The following is a 16,878-nucleotide window of genomic DNA, read 5'->3' as shown; positions in this document are numbered from 1 at the left end:
CTGCCCGGGCCGTGCATTCTCCCACGCGGCCCGGCACGAAGCCCGGCCGCGCGACGATGCGGAGTGGATGAGGTTTGACGACGGCCGACGAGCCCCTCGCCTTCGGTGACTTCCTGTTCCACCCGGCCGCCCGGACGCTGCTGCTGAACGGTACGCCGGTGACTCTGGGCGGGCCGGCGCGGAGCCTCCTCGCGGCCCTGCTAGCACAACCCGGCGAGGTGGTGGGCGCCGCCGCGCTGATGGAGAGCGCCTGGCCCGGCGGCGCGCGGGGCGAGGCGAACCTGCGCGTGCAGATGACGGCGCTTCGCAAGGCGCTGGCGGCGGTGCCGGAGGGCCAGGGGGCGATCCTCAACATCCCCGGCCGCGGCTACCAGTTCACCCTGCCTGTTCGACGCCTCTCGGCCCCGCCCTTGGTGGCGGGCCTGCCGGATGAGGAATCCGGCCGCCCGCCGCCGTTGCTGACGCGGCTGATTGGGCGGGAGAGGGAGTTGGCGCTACTGGCGGAGCGGCTGGAGGACCGGCGGCTGATCACGCTGGCCGGCATCGGCGGCATTGGCAAGACGAGCCTTGCCCTGGCCGCCGCCGGGGATTGGGCGGCCCGGCACGGGCGGCGCCTGCGCTTCCTCGACCTCACCGCCCTTTCCGATCCCGCGCTGCTGCCGGCCGCGGCGGGCGGCGCGCTCGGCCTGGGCACGCCGGGGCTGGACCCGGTGGAGGAGATCGGCGCCACTCTGCGGGGCGAGACGATGCTGATCCTGGACAGCGCGGAGCACCTGGCCGAGGCCGCCGCGCGCCTCGCCGAGCGGCTGCTGAAGCGCAGCCCGGCGCTGCGCCTGCTGGTGACCAGCCGGGAGCCGCTGGGCGCGGCGGGGGAGTGGCTGCACCGGCTGGCGCCGCTGGAGGTGCCGCCGGAGACGGAACCGCGGGACGCGGCGGAGGTGATGGCCTACCCCGCCGCCCAGCTCTTCGTGGAGCGCGCCTCGGCCCGGCTGGGCGGGTTCAGCCCGAAAGATTCTGACGCCGCCGGATTGGCCCTGCTTTGCCGGAAGCTGGACGGGCTGCCGCTCGCCATCGCCCTCGCGGCGTCGCGCATCGACATGTTCGGCATCGCCGGGCTGGCGGCGGGGATGGCCGACCAGCTGGCCGCCCCAGGTTCTTCACGCCGCAGCACGCCGGGGCGGCACCGGACCATGCGGGCGACGCTGGACTGGAGCCACGACGCCCTTTCCCCGGCGGATCAGCGCCTGCTACGGCGGCTCTCCGTCTTCCGCGGCCCCTTCTCCGTCACCTCCGCCGTCACCGTGACGGGAGAGGACGTTTCCATAGACGCCGGGCGCGCGCTGGTGCGGCTGGAGACGAAGTCGCTGCTGCACCGCGTGGAGGGGGAGGGCGATGGCGGGCCGCTGCGGCGGCTGCTGGCGACGACACGGGCCTATGCCGCCGAGAAGCTGGAGGCCAGCGGCGAGGCTCCGGCCCTGCACCGCCTCCACGCCCTGCACGTGCTGGAGAGGGTGGGCGCGGCCGAGGCGATGCGCCCGGGCATGTCTCCTTCCGCCTGGCGCACGGCCCATGCCGGGCTGGCGGACGACCTGCGCGCCGCGGTGGACTGGGCCTTCGGACCGGAGGGAGAGGTGGAGATCGGCCTGAGTCTCCTTGCCGGCTCCGGCCCGCTCTGGCTGGGCCTGAACCTCGCGGCCGAGTACCGCCACCGCCTGGAGCTGGCCCTCTCGCGCCTGACGGCCTCCGGCCAGGGGGAGACCCTGGCCGCCCTGCGGCTGCACGTCGCCGCCGGCATGACGATCCTGCGAAACACGGGGGAGGTGGCGCTGGTCGCGGAGCCGCTGCGCCGGGCCATCGAGATCGCCGACCGGATCGGCGAGGGCGGCGCGGCGATCCGCGCCGTGGGCGGGCTGTGGATGGCCTGCATCATGGCGGGCGACACGGCCGGCGCCGTGCGCCTCTCGGCGGAGATGGACGCCCGCATCCCGCCCGGGACGCCTCCGGATTCCGACCTGCGGCAGGCGCACCACCGGGTGGCCGCGCTGACCCTGCACTATGCCGGCGACCAGCGGGAGGCGCGGCGGCACGCCGACTTGGCCATGCACCACCTCCGCGCGAGGCTGGACACCAGTCCCTACGGCCTCATGATCGACCAAGCCGCCGCGGTGCACGTGCTGGACGCACGGCTGCTCTGGCTGGATGGTCGCTTCGACGCGGCCCGGGCGGCGGCAGGGGCGGCACTGGCGGCGGCAGAAGCGGCGGAGGACGCGCTCTCGCTCTGCTACGCCCTGACCCAGGCCGGGGTTCCCATCGCCGTCTGGACGGGCGACCCGGCGGCGCCGGAGCGGGTGGAGCAGCTGGCCGCCACCGCCCTGCGCCACCGCATGCCCTACTGGCACGGCTGGGCGCGCCTCTTCGGAAGCCTCTCCGTCCGGCCCGGCGAGGTGCCCAGCTTACCGAGGGAACTGGAGCTGACGCCCTATCACCTGGAAGTCGTGGCCACGATGAACCCGGCCCTGGCCGACAGTGCCACCATCGCGCGGGCCGAGGCGGGGCAGGCCGCCTGGTGCGCGCCGGAGCTGCTGCGCGCCAAGGCCGAGAACCTCCTCCGCCGCGCCGGCGGCGAGCCCGGGGCCGCGCGGGCCGCGGAGCGCGTCCTGCGCGAAGCGCTGGCCCTGGCGGAGCGGGGGGCGCTGCGCGCCTGGGCGCTCCGCAGCGCTACCAGCCTCGCCAGGCTCTGGCGAGGCCAGGGGGAGCACGGCCGGGCAGAGGACCTGCTGACGCCCCTCCTCACCACCTTCGACGAGGGCCGCGACATGCCGGACCTGATGGCAGCCCGGAAAGCGCTGGAAGCGGCCTAGCCGATCGACAACCCGATCTTCCGGACGAAGGGCGACCAGGCCGCCGCCTCGGTCCTGATCTTCTCCCCAACCTGCGCCGGGTTGCCGACCAGCGGGGTGATCTGGAGATCGGCCATCCGGGCCTGCAAGGCCGGGGACGCGACCGCGGCGCCGATCGCGGCGCTGAGCCGGGCCGTGATGTCTTCGGGCATGCCCGCCGGGCCGACCACCGCGTACCACACGGGCACCAGCGGGCAGTCCAGCCCGGCCTCGCGCAGGGTGGGTATGTCGGGCAGCGCGGGCACCCGCCCGGGCGACAGCACCGCCACCGCCACCAATTCCCCGGCGCGCACCGAGGGCAGGCTGCTGCTGACGGGACCGGTCGCGAGGTCGATGGCGCCGGACAGCAGTTCCGGCAGGGGCGAGCGCGTCGGGAAGGGCACATGGGTCAGGCGAATGCCGGCCACGTCGCAGAGCATCTCCATCGCCAGGTGGGTCGAGTGCCCATAGCCGCCGCTGGCGAAGGTCAGCGCCTCCGGCCGCGCACGCGCCTTCTCCAGCAGGTCTGCAACGGTCGCGATGCCGCTACGGCGGCTGGCGACCAGGGTCATCGGGGAATTGGCGACGAGGCCGATCGCGCTGAAATCTCGCAGGGGATCATAGGGTGGGTTCGCGTAGAGCGCGGGGTTGTAGGTCAGCACGGAACCGCCGCCGAGCATCAGCACCCCCCCGTCCGACTGCTGCTGCCTCAGCGCGTTCACCGCGACGATGCCGTTCCCGCCCGGGCGCGGCTCCGCGACCACGGCGCGGCCGAGCTGCCGCCCCATCTCCTCGGCCAGGATGCGCGCGACGAGGTCGGGCTGCGTGCTCGGCGCGCCGGGGACCAGGATGCGGATCGGGCGGTCGGCTGTCTGGGCCCTCGCCGCCGGGATAAGGGGGGCAAGTGCTCCGCCGATGACGGCCACACCGAGGATTCGCCGTCCAGTTCCGCTCTTCACGCCAGCCTCATCTGAAGGAGTACGCGTCATCCCGCCCGCATCGTCGCCGAGGAAAGCATCCGGTGTGCCGCGACGAGATCGGGCGTATCAAATCCTTCGGTGAAGCGCGACAGCACCGCTTCCAACGCCCGTGCTGAGCCGGCCCCGCTCCCGAGGAGCCGGACGCGGCTGATCGCGATCCGCAGCCTCCAGGCCAGGGCGCCCTGCCTCTCCGCGATCCCGTCCGCGCGGTCGAGAAGGGCGGCGGCGCCCGCGGGATCCCGACCGGCCAGTCGCCCCGCCTCCAGGCGGAACACCTCCGGCAAGCCCCAGAAGACCTCTCCGCCCTCGAACCGCGCGAAACCCTGCGGGTGAGCGTAACCGAGGCCGAGCGTCGCGATCAGCTCCACCTGCCCGTTGTTCCAGGGGGGGCCGTGCAGGAATGCTGCCTCGTCATCCAGCGCCTCTCCGAACCCCACCGCCGCGGCGCGGCGATAGACCTGGCCGTAGCGTAGCCAATAGGGCAGCGCATTGCCGCGCGCGGTGGAAAGCATGAGCTCGGCCGCGTCCCGCGCATCTTCCGGCGTGCCGCTGACGTGAGCGATGAAGCACTGGCCGAGATTGAGCGTGAAGAGGATCGAGAGGGCGTGGCCGCCCTTCAGCCCTTCCTCCAGGCTGTCCCGCGCGGCCGCCCGCGCCTGGTCGGCGTGGCCCTGCAGCCAGAGCACGCGCGAGAGGCCGCCGAGGATGGCGACCCGGTGCTCGAACTGGTAGCCGCCGAGGACGTTGCCGCCCTGCGGCGGCCGGCGCCTCAGCGCCTGCTCGGCCAGCTCGCGCGCCGGGCGCAGTTCGCCCATGTGGTGCAGCGACATGGCCGGGATCCGGTCCCGCACGTGCAGCGGATCCTCCTCCGGCGGCGTGCAGGCGCTGAAGGCCTGGGCATAAGTCAGGCTCTCGGCGTAGTGGCCGAGGCCAAAGGCGTGCAGCCACAGCCCCCAAAGGCTGCGCCGCTTGGCCGCCACGTCGCCCAGCGCCTCGGCGAGGGCGAGGGCACGGGAGTAGGCGTCGAACACAGCGGGCGTCGCCCCATCCGTGTTGTAGATCGCGCTGCCGAGGGTGAGCAGTAGGCCCATCTCGGCGGCCTGGTGCTGATCGGGCGCGGCGGAGATAGCGTCCAGCGCGCGCCCGGCTTGGCGGCGGAACTCCCCGGCCATGGAGAGCTGGAGGTAGAAGGGCCCCGCGGCGGTAGCGAGCGAGAGGCCGAGCCCGAGATCGCCCGAGGACGAGAACGCCCAGTCCAGCGCGCCGCGCACGTCGTCCAGAAGGCGTCGGTTCGCCGCCTGCCGCTGCTCCGCCTGCAGGGCGCTCGGTGTGGCCAGTTCGGCGAGCCGTGCGAGGACGCGCACCGCGTGGCGGCGGGAGAGCCGGGCGGAAAGCGCCGTGCCGGCCAGCTTGCCCTGCGCGTAGTGCCGCATGGTGTCGAGCAGGCGGTACCAGGGCTGCTCGCCGCTGAGGTCCGCGACGACGAGGGACTTGTCGATCAGCTCCGCAAGCCCCGCGACCGCCATGGCGGCGCCGAGGCGCGGTCCATTTACCGCCTCGTCGTCGCCATCCGCGGCGACGACGCCCACCGCCTCCAGCGAGAAGGCACCGCAGAAGATGCCCAACCGATCCAGCAGCGCGCGCTCCGCCGGCGGCAGCAGGCCGTAGCTCCAGTCCAGCGTCGCGGTCAGCGTGCGATGCCGCGCCTGCGCGGGGCCGGCCCCTTCCAGCGGGGTGGAGAGCGCCTCGTCAAGGTGCGACAGGAGGGCGGGGAGGCTGAAGCTGCCCAGCCGTGCCGCGGCCAGCTCGATGGCGAGCGGAAGCCCGTCCAGCGCGCGGCAGAGCCGGGCCGCGAGCGGCGCCTCGGACTCCGACAGGGCGTAGGGCGGGTCGTTGCTCGCCGCGCGCTCCACGAGGAGGCGCATGGCCGGGAGGCGCATGGCGCCCGCCGGGTCGCGCTCCGCCTCCCCGGCCAGCGGCAGGCCCAGCGGCGGCAGGCGGTAGAGGTGCTCGCCCTCCGCGCGCAGCGGCTCCCGGCTGGTGGCGAGGATGCACAGGCCCGGCGCGCCGGCCTGCAGCTCCTCCACCAGCACGGCGGCGGCGTCCACCACGTGCTCGAGGTTGTCGAGGACCAGCAGCAGCGCGCGGTCGCGCAGCGCCGCCGCCAGCTCCGCCGCGGAATCGGCGTCGGCCAGACGCAGCCCCAGCGCCGAGGCCACGCGGCCGGTGAGGAGCGAAGCGTCCTGCAGCGGCGAGACATCGACGAAGTGCACGCCCTCCGGGAAGCGCCCGGCGACGGCCTGCGCCGTGGAAAGGGCCAAGCTGGTCTTGCCGATGCCGCCGGGCCCGATGACGGTGGTGAGACGGTGCCGGGCGAGGGATTCGGAGAGGTGGGCGAGCGCCTCCTCCCGCCCCAGCAGCGCTGCGGCCGCGTCGGGCAGCGCCGCGCCGGCTTCCTCGCCGCACCGGCGCACCGGCGTGGAGAGGGCGTAGCCGGCGCCGGGATGGTTGACGATGCCGTGGCCTTCCCCGAGCGCCTTCCGTAGCCCGGAGACGTGGACGCGGATGTTCGCGTCCTCCACGAAGATCCCCGGCCAGACGCGGGCCATGATCTCCGCGTTGCCGACCGTCTCCGGCGCGCGCTCCGCCAGCAGGGCGAGGATGGCCAGGGCGCGGGCGCCGAGCGCCAGCGGGTGCCCGTTCTTGGTCAGGAGCTGCTGCGCGGGATCGAGGCGGAAGGAGCCGAAGACGAAACTCTCTCGTGCCATGCAGCCGTGGCCCTCCGACCCCGGAAGGAAACGGCAGGCCGCCCCCGGCGCGAGGTCATCACTCGATCAGGTCCGTCGCATTTAGCACCCGCAAAAAGGCCGTGGCAAACCGCCACGGGCATGGCAGCCCCTAGTCCAGCGGCCGGCAGGGCAGCGCCACCGTCACCGTGGTGCCCTGGCCCGGGGCGCTGCGGAGCCAGGCGTCGCCCCCGTTCCTCCGCGCGAACTCCCGCACGGCGAAGAGGCCGATTCCCGACCCCTCGGCACCCTTCGTGGTGAAGTAGCGATCGAAGGCCCGCGCCTGCACATCTTCCGGCATGCCGCACCCGTCGTCCACGACAGAAACGGCAACCACGCTGCGGGTGGGCCAGGAGAGCGAAGATGCAGGCACGATCTCGCTGCGGAGCGTGAGGGTGCCCGCACCGGACATGGCATCCCGCGCGTTCGCGGCGAGGTTCAGCAGCACCTGCTCCAGCTCGTTGGCGCAGCACTCCACCACCATGGGCTCCTCGTGCAGCGCCTGCCGCAGCCCGATCCGGCCGCCGAGTATCCAGCCCAGCATCGGCATTGAGCCACGCAGCGCCGCGCCGATCTCCAGACGCGCGGCGGCGCCCCCGCTAGCCGTGCCGTAGGAGAGCAGGCGGCGCGAAAGGAAGGCGGCGCGCTGGGCGGCCGAGAGCCCCTGGGCGAAGAGGTCCTTCACCTCCTGCGCGGGCACCGGGTCCAGCTGGCCCTCGATCACGCGGAGCGCGCTGACGACGACCTGGAGGAGGTTGTTGAAGTCGTGCACCGCCGCGGCCGTCATCTCCCCCAGCGCGGCCAGGCGCCGCAGGTCACCGTGCAGCACGTCCCGTTCCCGCCCTTGCGCGGCGCGGGGCATGGCTGGCTCGATCAACAGCACCTCCTGTATCGGCAGGTCGGAGTAGGAGGGCGGCAGGGCCTGGACCCACATGGCCAGCCCCTAGCCCACCGCCAGCGCAGCGTTCCCGTCCACGATGCCGCGGGACGGCGTGCTGCCGCGCCCGACCTGCGCGCGCCGGCGCCAGGCGGAGGGCGTCATGCCCGCGTGACGGCGGAAGAGGCGGGAGAGGTGCGCCTGGTCCGAGAGCCCGCAGGCCACGGCGATCTGCGCGAGCGGCTCATCCCCTTCCTGCATCAGCGCCTGCGCGCGGGCGATGCGCCGATCCATGACGTAGGCGTGCGGCGAGCAGCCGAAGGAGGCGCTGAAGGCGCGGGAGAAGAAGCTGCGGCTCAGCCGCGCGGCGGCGGCCATCTCGACCACGGAGAGGCTCTCGTGCATCCGCTCCTCCACCAAGTCGCGCACGCGCTTCTGCTGCCACGGCGCCAGCCCCGCGCAGCCGCGGCGCGGCGTGGGCAGCGGACGCGGCTCCGGCTCGGCGCGCAGCATGGCCGAGACCATGGCGTTGGCCCGCAGCAGCACGGATTGCAGCGCCCGCGCATCGGCGGCGGCGTGGCCCTGCGGCGCGTCCAGCAGCGCGGCCAGCCGCTCGATGTGGCTGGCGGGGATGAGGTGACCGGCGGCGACCGGGTTGGCGAAGCTCGTCTGCATGGGGCGGCCCTTTCCTGCCCGGGCCCGCCCCTTGCCGTCCTCGGCGCGGTGCGACCCGTGCCAGTCTCATGCCCCCGCCGCCGCGGGGGGCGTGAGTAAAGCGGTGTTAAAAGTCCCGCCCCCCGTTTTTGCACCCGCCTTTTCGGCCCGCCCCGGGCGGGAAAGCGCCCACGTGCTGAGGGAAGCGAAAACGACAAGTCCGCCAGGGGGAGCGGGGCCTAGGGTCCGGGCCTTGTCGCCGCTTCCCGTCCGCGCGCCTCGAGTGGCGCAGGACGCCGAAGCACTATCCCAGGAGGCCGCATGATCGAGCTGACCATCAACGGCACGACCCGCCATGTCGATGTGGAGGGCGATACGCCCCTTCTCTGGGTGCTGCGCGACACGCTCGGCATGACCGGCACGAAGTACGGCTGCGGCATCGCCCAGTGCGGCGCCTGCTCCGTGCTGCTGGACGGGCAGGCCACACGCTCCTGCGTCACGCCCGTGGAGAGCGCGGTGGGCACGCAGATCACCACCATCGAGGCGATCGAGACGCTGCCGGTGGGCAAGAAGGTCGTGGCGGCCTGGGTGGGTGGGGAGGTGCCGCAGTGCGGCTACTGCCAGTCCGGCCAGGTGATCGCCGCCACCGCGCTGCTGCAGCAGACGCCGAAGCCGACAGACGAGGACATCGCCGCCGCGATGACGAATCTCTGCCGCTGCGGCACCTACAACAACATCGCGGACGCCGTCCGCCACGCCGCCTCGGCGGCTTGAGGAGGGGCGGAGATGGACGGCATGATCCCACCTTTCGCGCGCGCGGCTGCGGGCCCGCGCCTCTCCCGGCGCGGCCTCGGCGTGACGCTCGGAGCCCTGGTCCTCGGGGCCTCGCTGCCCCGGCGCATGGCCCGTGCGGAGGGTGCCACCCCGCCGCCCCCGGGCACGCGCGTCAGCGCCTTCCTGGAGATCCACCCGGACGGGCGCTTCCGGCTGCTCTCTCCCTTCGTGGAGGGCGGGCAGGGTATCGCCACCACCATGGCGCAGATCATGGGGGAGGAGCTGGACGTCGATCCCGCGCGCTTTGAGGTGGAGTGCGCGCCGCCCGGGCTCGACTACGCGGTGGTGGACGGGATGCGGATGACGGGCGGCTCCTCCTCCACCCGATCCTCCTACGCGATCATGCGGCGGCTGGGGGCGACCGCGCGGGATATGCTGGTGCGCGCCGCCGCCACGCGCTGGAAGGTGCGGCCGGAGCAGCTGGTGACCGAGAACGGGCAGGTGCTGCACCGGGGGAGCGGCCGCCGCCTGACTTACGCCGCCCTGGCTGGCGAGGCGATGGCGCTGCCCCCGGCCGAGAGCGTGAGGCTGCGCGACCCGAAGACCTTCCGCTACATCGGCAAGCCCTTCGCCCGGCTGGACATGCGCGACAAGTCCACGGGCCGCGCTGCCTACAGCATCGACACCCGCGTGGACGGCATGCTGCAGGCCGCCGTGCAGCACGCGCCGCGCATCGGCGCGGAGGCGGGTGATTTCCTGAACGAGGCGGAGGTGCGCGCCATGCCCGGCGTCCACTCCATCCACCGGCTGAAGGACGCCGTAGCGGTGGTCGCCGACAGCTGGTGGCGCGCCCGCCGCGCGGTGGAGACGCTGAAGGTGGATTGGAAGCCCGGACAGGGCGGACTGCCCGAGGACTTCTCCTCTGCCGGCATGCTGGCCGCGCTGAGGGCCGAGCGCGGCACGGGCGCGGTGGCGGAGGAGAAGGGCGACGCCGAGGCGGCGCTGCGCGGCGCGGCGAAGATGATCGAGGCGGAGTACGACGCGCCCTACCTCTCCCACGCGCAGCTGGAGCCACCCTCCGCCCTCGCGCGCTTCAACGCGGACGGCACGCTGGAGCTATGGCTGCCGAACCAGATGCCGGAGCTGTTCCAGGGGGCCGCCGCCCAGGTCGCGGGGCTGAGGCCGGAGCAGGTGAAGCTGCACTCCCCCATGCTCGGCGGCTTCTTCGGCCGCCACTTCCTCTACGACTTCGCCAACCCCTTTCAGCAGGCCATCCAGCTCGCCAAGGCGGTGGGGCGCCCGGTGAAGGTGATCTGGAGCCGGGAGGAGGAATTCGCGCGCGACGCGGTGCGCCCCATGGGCTTTACCCGCTTCAGGGCCGGGCTGGACGCGAACGGCATGCCCGTGGCCCTGCACGTCGCGGTGGTCGGGGAGGGGCCGATCGGCCGCTACTTCGGCGCGGCCATGGGCAACCCGCCCGTGGATCCCTCCATGGTGGAGGGCATCGTGGAGCGGCCCTACGCCATTCCCAACCGGCGTATTGACTGCGTGAAGCACCCCCAGCCCGCGGTGATCGCCTTCTGGCGCTCCGTCGGCCACTCCATGAACGAGTTCTTCTACGAATCCTTCCTGGACGAGATCGCGGCGGCCGGGGGCAAGGACCCCTTCGCGCTGCGGATGGAGCTGCTGAAGGACAGCCCGCGCCAGCGCGACCTGCTGCGGGCCGTGGGCGACCTCTCCGGGGGCTGGAAGCGCGGCCCATACGAGGCCGAGGGTGGGAAGCGCGCGCGCGGCGTCGCCCTGGCCAGCGCCTTCAATACGGAGGTGGCGACGATCGCCGAAGTCTCCATCGCGGAGGGCGAGGTGCAGGTCCACGAGGTCTGGGTGGCGATCGACCCGGGCTCGGTCGTGAACCCGGCCATCATCACCAACCAGGTGCAGTCGGCGGTAGCGCTCGGCCTCTCCTCCTCCCTGCTGGAGGAGGTGGTCTACGAGAAGGGTGCGCCGCAGGCCCGCAACTTCGATGCCTACCCCATCCTGAACCGCACGCGGATGCCGCGCGTGCACGTGCGCATCGTCGAGAGCGGCGCGCCCATGGGCGGCATCGGCGAGCCCGGCCTGCCGGGGGTGCCGCCCGCCGTCGCCAACGCGGTCGCGGCCCTCACCGGCCAGCGCGTCCGCAGCCTTCCCCTCTCCAAGACCCGCTTCGGAGCCGTCTGATGCGCCCCTTCCTCCTGTCGATGGTCCTCGTCGCGCTGTCAGTCCCGGCCTTCGCCGCCGATGCGGACAAGGGCAAGACCCTGTTCCAGCGGCAGTGCGCCGTCTGTCACCAGGTGGCGCAGCCCCGCAACGGCGTGGGGCCGCATCTACAGGGGGTGGTGGGGCGTGCCGCCGCTTCCGCGCAGGGGTTCGGCTACTCGCCCGCGCTGAAGGGCGCCGGCATTCAGTGGACCCCAGACCAGCTCGACGCCTACCTCGCCAACCCCACGGGCAAGGTGCCGGGCACGCGGATGGCGGTGCGCGTGGCGGGGGAGGCCGACAGGGCCGACATCATCGCCTTCCTGCAGGGCAGCCCGGCGCCCTGATGTTTCCCGGGCCATCCGCCGCCGGCGGAGCAAGACGCCCGCGACCCCGGCGCGGGCCCATCAAGGAGAAAGCATGCCCCGCCGCACCAAAGCGGACAGGCCAGGCGCCGTCACCGCGCCCAACCGGCGCGTCGAGGCCAGCGGTCGGCAGCTCGCCTACCGCTCTATCGGGGAGGGAGTCCCCCTTCTGCTCTGCAACCGGTTCCGCGGCACAATGGACAGCTGGGATCCGGCCTTCCTCGACGCGCTGGCGGGCCACGGCATCCGGGTGATCGTCTTCGACCACAGCGGCCTCGGCCTCTCGACCGGGGAGCGCAGCTACAACCCGCTGGAGATGGTGGAGGACCTGCGCGACCTGTCCGGGGCGCTGGGGCTCGGCCCGGTGGCGGTGGGCGGCTGGTCGCTCGGCGGCATGGTCGCCCAGGCCGCCCTGGCCCGCATTCCCGCGCTGCTCAGCCACGTGGTGCTCATCGGCACCGCCCCGCCGGGCCCGAGCGCGCGCCAGGCGGAGCAGCTCTTCTACGACATCGCCACGAAGCCCGAGTGCAGCCTGGAGGACGAGGCGGTCCTGTTCTTCGGGGACCGGTCCGGGAAGGGCCTGGAAGCGGCGCGAAGATCGGCCGAGCGGCTGGTGCTACGCGAGGCCGGCCGCAGCGCTGAGGTGCCCTGGGAGTGGGCGGCCGCGCAACTCGGCGACGCGCCGCGCCAGCCCCTCTTCCCTTCGGACGCGGTACTGGCCGCGCTCCGCACCACTGGCATCCCGATCCTGCATGTCGGCGGCGACCACGACATCGGCTATCCCGTGGAGAACTGGTACGCGCTGAGCCAGCAGTTGCCGACGCTCCAGGTCATCACCCTGCCAGGCACAGGCAACGCGCCGCACCACCACCATCCCGGCCCCGTGGCCGCCCACATCTCCGTGTTCCTGCGCGGCGGGAAGGGGTAGGGGCGCCCGTCCGCCGCGGAGCCCGCCGGGTCAGTCCTCGAGGTGGCCGCCCGCCGCGAGCTGGCCGGCCCGGCGGAGGCTCTGCGGCGGCTGGCCGAAGGCGCGGAGGAAGGCGCGGCGCATCCGCTCCGGGTCGTCGAAGCCGCTCTCGCGCGCCACGACCTCCACGGGATGGCGCGTCCGCTCCAGCATCAGCCGCGCCGCCTCCACCCGCAGCCCCTCCACGGCCTTGGCGGGGGACTGGCCGGTCTCGGCGCGGAAGGCGCGGCTGAACTGGCGTGGGCTGAGGGCCGCGGCCCCGGCGAGTTCCTCCACCGAGAGCTCCGCCCGCAGGTTCCGGCGCGCGAAGGTCAGCGCGGCCTGGATGCGGTCCGACTTCGGCGCCAGATCCAGCAGCTCCGAGTGCTGCGTCTGCCCGCCGGCGCGGCGGTGGTACATCACCAGCTTGCGGGCAACGGAGCGCGCGATCTCCCCGCCCAGGTCCTTCTCCACCATGGCCAGGGCCAGATCCACGCCGGCCGTCATGCCGGCGGAGGTCCAGACCGGCCCGTCGATGATGAAGATGCGGTCCTCCTCCACCCTCACGGCGGGGAAGCGGCCCTGAAGCTCGCGCGCCAGCAGCCAGTGGGTCGTGGCCCGGCGCCCATCGAGCTGGCCCGCTTCCGCCAGCACGAAGGCGCCGGTGCAGATCGCGCCCAGTCGCCGCACCTCCGGCAGGCGGCCTGCGATCCAGGCCTTCAGCCCCTCGCTGGGCCGGGGCACGTCGACGCCGCCGCCGACCAGCACCGTGTCGAGGTCTTCCCCCGCCATGGGGCGGCTGCTCACCTCCATGCCGGTGGAGCTGCGCACGGGGCCGCCCCGCTCGGAAACCGTGGTGAGCTCGTACACCGTCTCCCCGGCGCAGATGTTGGCGAACTCGAAGACAGAGCCGGCAGCGAGGCTCATCATCTGGAACCCGGGAAAGATCACGAACCCGACGCGCATTCCCAATCTCAATCCCTGTCCTGATACGAGGGTTACGGGGATTATGGGACAAGCGCCAGGGAGAGTCGCCCTGGCACCGGCGGCGGACGGCCTCTGCGAAGGGTTCAATCAGCCAAGACCGGGAGCGCCGTTAGCCAGAAGGCCAGAACTCCGGAGGCGACGATGGCATGCCCCGTTGCGAGGAGTTCTTCGGATGGCTGCAAACGGGACGGTGACAGATGCGCGGACGCGCCGCCTGCTGGAGGCGCCGCTTCTTCCCACCCTTCTCGCCCTCGCCGCCCCGAACGCCTTCGTCATGGTGACGCAGGCCGCGATCGGCCTGCTGGAGATCTACTTCATCGCCCGCCTCGGCGTGGATGCCCTGGCCGGGGTGTCGCAGGTCTTCCCGGTGCTGGCGCTGACCATCGCTGTGTCTCAGGGCGCCATGGGCGGGGGGATCGTTTCCTCCATCGCCCGCTCCCTCGGGCGCGGAGCGGTTGCGGAAGCGAGCGAAGTCGCTTGGTATGCGGTGGCGATCGCCCTTGTCCTCGGCTTGGTCACCAGTGCGCTCGTCCTCGTCTTCGGCGGGCCGCTCTATCAAGCCATGGGGGCCGAGGCGGGCGCGCTGGACGCCGCCCAGGTCTATTCTCGAGCCATCTTCGCCGGCGCCGCACTGATATGGCTGTTCAACGCGCTGCTCTCAGTGGTGCGCGGGACGGGCAATCTCATCCTGCCGATGATGGTGGTAGGGGGCGGCGCGCTTCTGCTGCTACCGCTCTCGCCGCTGCTGATCTTCGGAATCGGTGGCCTGCCAGGGCTGGGCGTAGGCGGTGGTGCCGCAGCCATCCTCCTCTACTACGCGGGCGGCAGCCTCTGCTTCGCCCTGCACATCTGGCGCTACCGCGGCGTGCTCCACCCGGCCACGCGGCCACCACGGCTGGCCCTCGCCCCGGCCTGGAACATCCTGCGCGTTGGCGGCCTGTCCACCCTGGTGAGCGCCAGCACGAACGTGACCATCGCCATCGTGAACGCCTTCGTTGGGGCGCACGGCACGGCGGCGGTGGCGGGCTACGGGGCTGGCGCGCGGCTGGAGTTCCTTCTCGTGCCGCTCTCCTACGGGATCGGTGGTCCGGCGGGCATCCTGATCGGCACGAACATCGGCGCGGGTCAGGGGCGTCGCGCCCTCCGCACCGCCTGGACCGCCGTGCTGATGGCGGCGCTGGTGGCGGAGGCCATCGGCCTCGCCGCCGCCTTCTGGCCCGAGGTCTGGCTGGGCGGCTTCAGCGGGGAACCGGAGGTGCTGGCCACCGGCACCGCATATCTGCGGACCACGGGGCCGTTCTACGGCTTTTTTGGTGCGGCATTCGCCGCCTACTGCGCCGCCCAGGGCGCGGGGCGTATGGGATGGCCAGTGGCCGGCGCCTTCACCCGCTCGGCCATTGCTATCCTCGGCGGGTGGATGACGGCGGGGCTGCACGGCCTGTTCCTCGCGGTTGGGCTGGGCATGGCCGCCTTCGGGCTGATCGCCATGGTCGGGCTGATAACGAAGGCCGGGTACGTCGCCGCGTCAAAACGGGCGGCGCCGCCAGAATGACTCGTGCGCCCGATCAGGCCGGCACCGATCCCGCCCGCCGATTTGCCCGGGGTGGCTGGCCGAAGGAGCGAAAGCAGGCGCGCATCGCTGCAGCCCGCGCGTCCTAAAAGGAGGCATATACGACATTCGGGCCATGTCCCGGATGCCCTAAGCCGGTGCCCAGGACAGGCGGCGATGGAGCCGCCCCGGCACAGGACCAAGACCCATGAGCCTTTCCCCTCTCGGCACCGCGCTCGTCACCGGCGCCTCTTCCGGCATCGGCGCCGTCTACGCAGACCGCCTGGCCACCCGCGGCCACGACCTCATCCTCGTGGCGCGCAACCGCGCGAAGCTCGCCGACCTAGCCTCCCGGATCACGGATCGGACCGGGCGCTCGGTCGAGGTCGTCTCCGCTGATCTCGGCGACAAGGCTGATCTGCGCGCCGTGGAGCGGCTGCTGGCGACGGACGCCAGCCTCTCGATACTCGTCAACAACGCGGGCGTCGGCGCCACCGCGCCGCTGCTCTCGGCCGACGTGGACGCCATGGAACGGATGATAGACCTCGACGTCACGGCGTTGATGCGCCTGACCTACGCGGCGGCCCCGGCCTTCGCCGCGCGCGGCCGCGGCACGATCGTCAACATCGCCTCCATCGTCGCCATCGGGCCGGAGATCCTGAACGGCGCCTATGGCGGGGCAAAGGCTTTCGTGCTGGCCTTCAGCCAGTCGTTGCACCACGAGCTGGCGGGCAAGGGGCTGCGGGTGCAAGCGGTGCTGCCCGGCGCCACGGCGACCGACTTCTGGAACATCGCGGGCACGCCGGTGGAGCACCTGCCGGGCGAAATCGTGATGCGCGCCACCGACATGGTGGATGCCGCGCTGGCCGGGCTGGACGCGGGCGAGCTCGTCACCATCCCCGCCCTGCCGGACGCGGCACAATGGGCGGCTTACGAGACGGCCCGCCAAGCCATGCTCCCCAACCTGTCGCATGCAGAGCCAGCGGCCCGCTACCGCGCCCTGCCGCGCGCAGCCTGACCGGCGTCACGCAACCCCCATCAGGAGAGCAAAGATGCAGCTCACCGGGAATACGATCTTCATCACTGGCGCGACGTCCGGCATCGGCCGCGCTCTGGCCGAATCTTTCCACCGCCTTGGCAACAAGGTCATCATCGCGGGCCGCCGCCGCAAGCTGCTGGACGAGGTGACGGCCGCCAATCCCGGCATGGGCGGTATGGAGCTGGATATCGCCGACACGGACAGCATCGCCGCCGCCGCGGCGCGGTTGATCGCGGAGTTCCCGGCGCTGAACGTGCTGGTCAACAACGCCGGCATCATGCCCCTTGACGATCCCTCCATGCCGGTGAACGACGCGGTCAGCCAGCGCATCCTGGAGACGAACATGCTCGGCCCGATCCGCATGACCTCCGCGCTGATCGAGCACCTGAAGAAGCAGCCGCGCGCCACAATCCTGAACACCACCTCGGTGCTCGCCTACCTGCCGCTGGCCAGCGGCGCGGTCTACTCCGCCAGCAAGGCGGCACTGCACTCCTACACCCTGTCTCAGCGCTTCATGCTGCGCGACACCTCCGTGCGGGTGCAGGAGATCGCGCCGCCCTGGGTGGACACCGACCTGATCCGCAAGAGCGGCGACCCGCGCGCCATGCCGCTGGACGCCTTCATCGCGGAGACGATGGAGAAGCTCGCCGGCGATGACGAGGAGATCGTCGTTGATGCGGTCAAGCCCGTTCGCGACAACCCCGGCGCCGGTGAGCACAGGCTCGTCAACGATTTCAACGCCGCCCTGATCGCCAACCCCATCCCGGTCTGAAGAAGGCCGCCCCGCCGGCCGCGCGCCGGCCG

The 16,878-nt window shown here is 72.7% G+C and carries 13 protein-coding genes; 8 read left to right on the top strand and 5 right to left on the bottom strand.

Annotated elements, in window-relative coordinates; all coding sequences use genetic code 11:
• The first annotated feature begins 74 nt into the window (after positions 1-74).
• Complete coding sequence (locus tag J5Y10_RS20160) at positions 75-2,861, top strand: ATP-binding protein (RefSeq protein ID WP_209375902.1); 2,787 nt, start codon at positions 75-77, stop codon at positions 2,859-2,861.
• Here J5Y10_RS20160 and J5Y10_RS20155 read toward each other — a convergent pair.
• The 4 genes from J5Y10_RS20155 to J5Y10_RS20140 form a co-directional block, all read right to left on the bottom strand.
• Positions 2,858-3,838 (bottom strand): Bug family tripartite tricarboxylate transporter substrate binding protein, encoded by a 981-nt coding sequence (locus tag J5Y10_RS20155; RefSeq protein WP_209375901.1) that lies wholly within the window; start codon positions 3,836-3,838, stop codon positions 2,858-2,860. The genes J5Y10_RS20160 and J5Y10_RS20155 overlap by 4 nt on opposite strands.
• Positions 3,839-3,864: 26 nt before the next feature.
• A complete protein-coding gene (locus J5Y10_RS20150; RefSeq protein ID WP_209375900.1) occupies positions 3,865-6,627 on the bottom strand; it encodes an ATP-binding protein in 2,763 nt (920 codons plus the stop codon).
• A gap of 130 nt (positions 6,628-6,757) precedes the next feature.
• Entirely contained in the window at positions 6,758-7,579 is an 822-nt protein-coding gene (locus tag J5Y10_RS20145; RefSeq protein ID WP_209375899.1) for a sensor histidine kinase, read from the bottom strand.
• 9 nt (positions 7,580-7,588) lie between these two features.
• Positions 7,589-8,197 carry a helix-turn-helix domain-containing protein gene (locus tag J5Y10_RS20140; protein ID WP_209375898.1) on the bottom strand — a complete coding sequence of 203 codons (609 nt, stop codon included), beginning with the start codon at positions 8,195-8,197 and terminating at the stop codon, positions 7,589-7,591.
• Positions 8,198-8,497: 300 nt separating this feature from the next.
• Between J5Y10_RS20140 and J5Y10_RS20135 the strand changes: the two genes are divergently transcribed.
• The 4 genes from J5Y10_RS20135 (at position 8,498) to J5Y10_RS20120 (ending at position 12,481) form a co-directional block, all read left to right on the top strand.
• The gene (locus tag J5Y10_RS20135; RefSeq protein ID WP_209375897.1) at positions 8,498-8,950 is read left to right on the top strand and encodes a (2Fe-2S)-binding protein; all 453 of its coding nucleotides are present in this window, start codon (positions 8,498-8,500) and stop codon (positions 8,948-8,950) included.
• A 21-nt stretch (positions 8,951-8,971) separates the two neighbouring features.
• Positions 8,972-11,170, top strand: a complete 2,199-nt coding sequence (locus tag J5Y10_RS20130) for a xanthine dehydrogenase family protein molybdopterin-binding subunit (protein ID WP_245214905.1) — start codon at positions 8,972-8,974, stop codon at positions 11,168-11,170.
• The gene (locus tag J5Y10_RS20125; protein ID WP_209375895.1) at positions 11,170-11,535 is read left to right on the top strand and encodes a c-type cytochrome; all 366 of its coding nucleotides are present in this window, start codon (positions 11,170-11,172) and stop codon (positions 11,533-11,535) included. The genes J5Y10_RS20130 and J5Y10_RS20125 overlap by 1 nt, the downstream gene beginning before the upstream one ends.
• 73 nt (positions 11,536-11,608) lie before the next feature.
• Entirely contained in the window at positions 11,609-12,481 is an 873-nt protein-coding gene (locus tag J5Y10_RS20120; RefSeq protein ID WP_209375894.1) for an alpha/beta fold hydrolase, read from the top strand.
• A 30-nt stretch (positions 12,482-12,511) separates the two neighbouring features.
• Here the strand turns inward: J5Y10_RS20120 and J5Y10_RS20115 are convergent, their stop codons facing one another.
• Complete coding sequence (locus J5Y10_RS20115; protein WP_209375893.1) at positions 12,512-13,465, bottom strand: GlxA family transcriptional regulator; 954 nt, start codon at positions 13,463-13,465, stop codon at positions 12,512-12,514.
• Between the two features lie 193 nt (positions 13,466-13,658).
• On the opposite strand from J5Y10_RS20115, the gene J5Y10_RS20110 reads away from it, so the two are divergent.
• The 3 genes from J5Y10_RS20110 (at position 13,659) to J5Y10_RS20100 (ending at position 16,846) form a co-directional block, all read left to right on the top strand.
• On the top strand, positions 13,659-15,038 hold the full coding sequence (locus tag J5Y10_RS20110; protein ID WP_209375892.1) for an MATE family efflux transporter: 1,380 nt from the start codon (positions 13,659-13,661) through the stop codon (positions 15,036-15,038).
• Positions 15,039-15,243: 205 nt separating this feature from the next.
• A complete protein-coding gene (locus J5Y10_RS20105; protein ID WP_209375891.1) occupies positions 15,244-16,053 on the top strand; it encodes an SDR family NAD(P)-dependent oxidoreductase in 810 nt (269 codons plus the stop codon).
• Positions 16,054-16,087: 34 nt separating this feature from the next.
• Positions 16,088-16,846 (top strand): SDR family oxidoreductase, encoded by a 759-nt coding sequence (locus J5Y10_RS20100; RefSeq protein WP_209375890.1) that lies wholly within the window; start codon positions 16,088-16,090, stop codon positions 16,844-16,846.
• Positions 16,847-16,878: the final 32 nt, after the last annotated feature.

Source organism: Roseomonas indoligenes, from assembly GCF_017813365.1.
Classification (GTDB): domain Bacteria; phylum Pseudomonadota; class Alphaproteobacteria; order Acetobacterales; family Acetobacteraceae; genus Roseomonas; species Roseomonas indoligenes.
The sequence above is the reverse complement of the archived record's forward strand: the minus strand, read 5'-3'. Positions and strand labels throughout refer to the sequence as shown.

What these genes read in the sequence shown, in the direction of transcription:
- J5Y10_RS20120 (WP_209375894.1), top strand. Translation starts at nt 11,609, where the DNA reads ATGCCCCGCCGCACCAAAGCGGACAGGCCAGGCGCCGTCACCGCGCCC.
- J5Y10_RS20140 (WP_209375898.1), bottom strand. Translation starts at nt 8,197, where the DNA reads ATGCAGACGAGCTTCGCCAACCCGGTCGCCGCCGGTCACCTCATCCCC.
- J5Y10_RS20100 (WP_209375890.1), top strand. Translation starts at nt 16,088, where the DNA reads ATGCAGCTCACCGGGAATACGATCTTCATCACTGGCGCGACGTCCGGC.
- J5Y10_RS20130 (WP_245214905.1), top strand. Translation starts at nt 8,972, where the DNA reads ATGATCCCACCTTTCGCGCGCGCGGCTGCGGGCCCGCGCCTCTCCCGG.
- J5Y10_RS20145 (WP_209375899.1), bottom strand. Translation starts at nt 7,579, where the DNA reads ATGTGGGTCCAGGCCCTGCCGCCCTCCTACTCCGACCTGCCGATACAG.
- J5Y10_RS20110 (WP_209375892.1), top strand. Translation starts at nt 13,659, where the DNA reads ATGGCTGCAAACGGGACGGTGACAGATGCGCGGACGCGCCGCCTGCTG.
- J5Y10_RS20115 (WP_209375893.1), bottom strand. Translation starts at nt 13,465, where the DNA reads ATGCGCGTCGGGTTCGTGATCTTTCCCGGGTTCCAGATGATGAGCCTC.
- J5Y10_RS20150 (WP_209375900.1), bottom strand. Translation starts at nt 6,627, where the DNA reads ATGGCACGAGAGAGTTTCGTCTTCGGCTCCTTCCGCCTCGATCCCGCG.
- J5Y10_RS20105 (WP_209375891.1), top strand. Translation starts at nt 15,244, where the DNA reads ATGAGCCTTTCCCCTCTCGGCACCGCGCTCGTCACCGGCGCCTCTTCC.
- J5Y10_RS20125 (WP_209375895.1), top strand. Translation starts at nt 11,170, where the DNA reads ATGCGCCCCTTCCTCCTGTCGATGGTCCTCGTCGCGCTGTCAGTCCCG.
- J5Y10_RS20135 (WP_209375897.1), top strand. Translation starts at nt 8,498, where the DNA reads ATGATCGAGCTGACCATCAACGGCACGACCCGCCATGTCGATGTGGAG.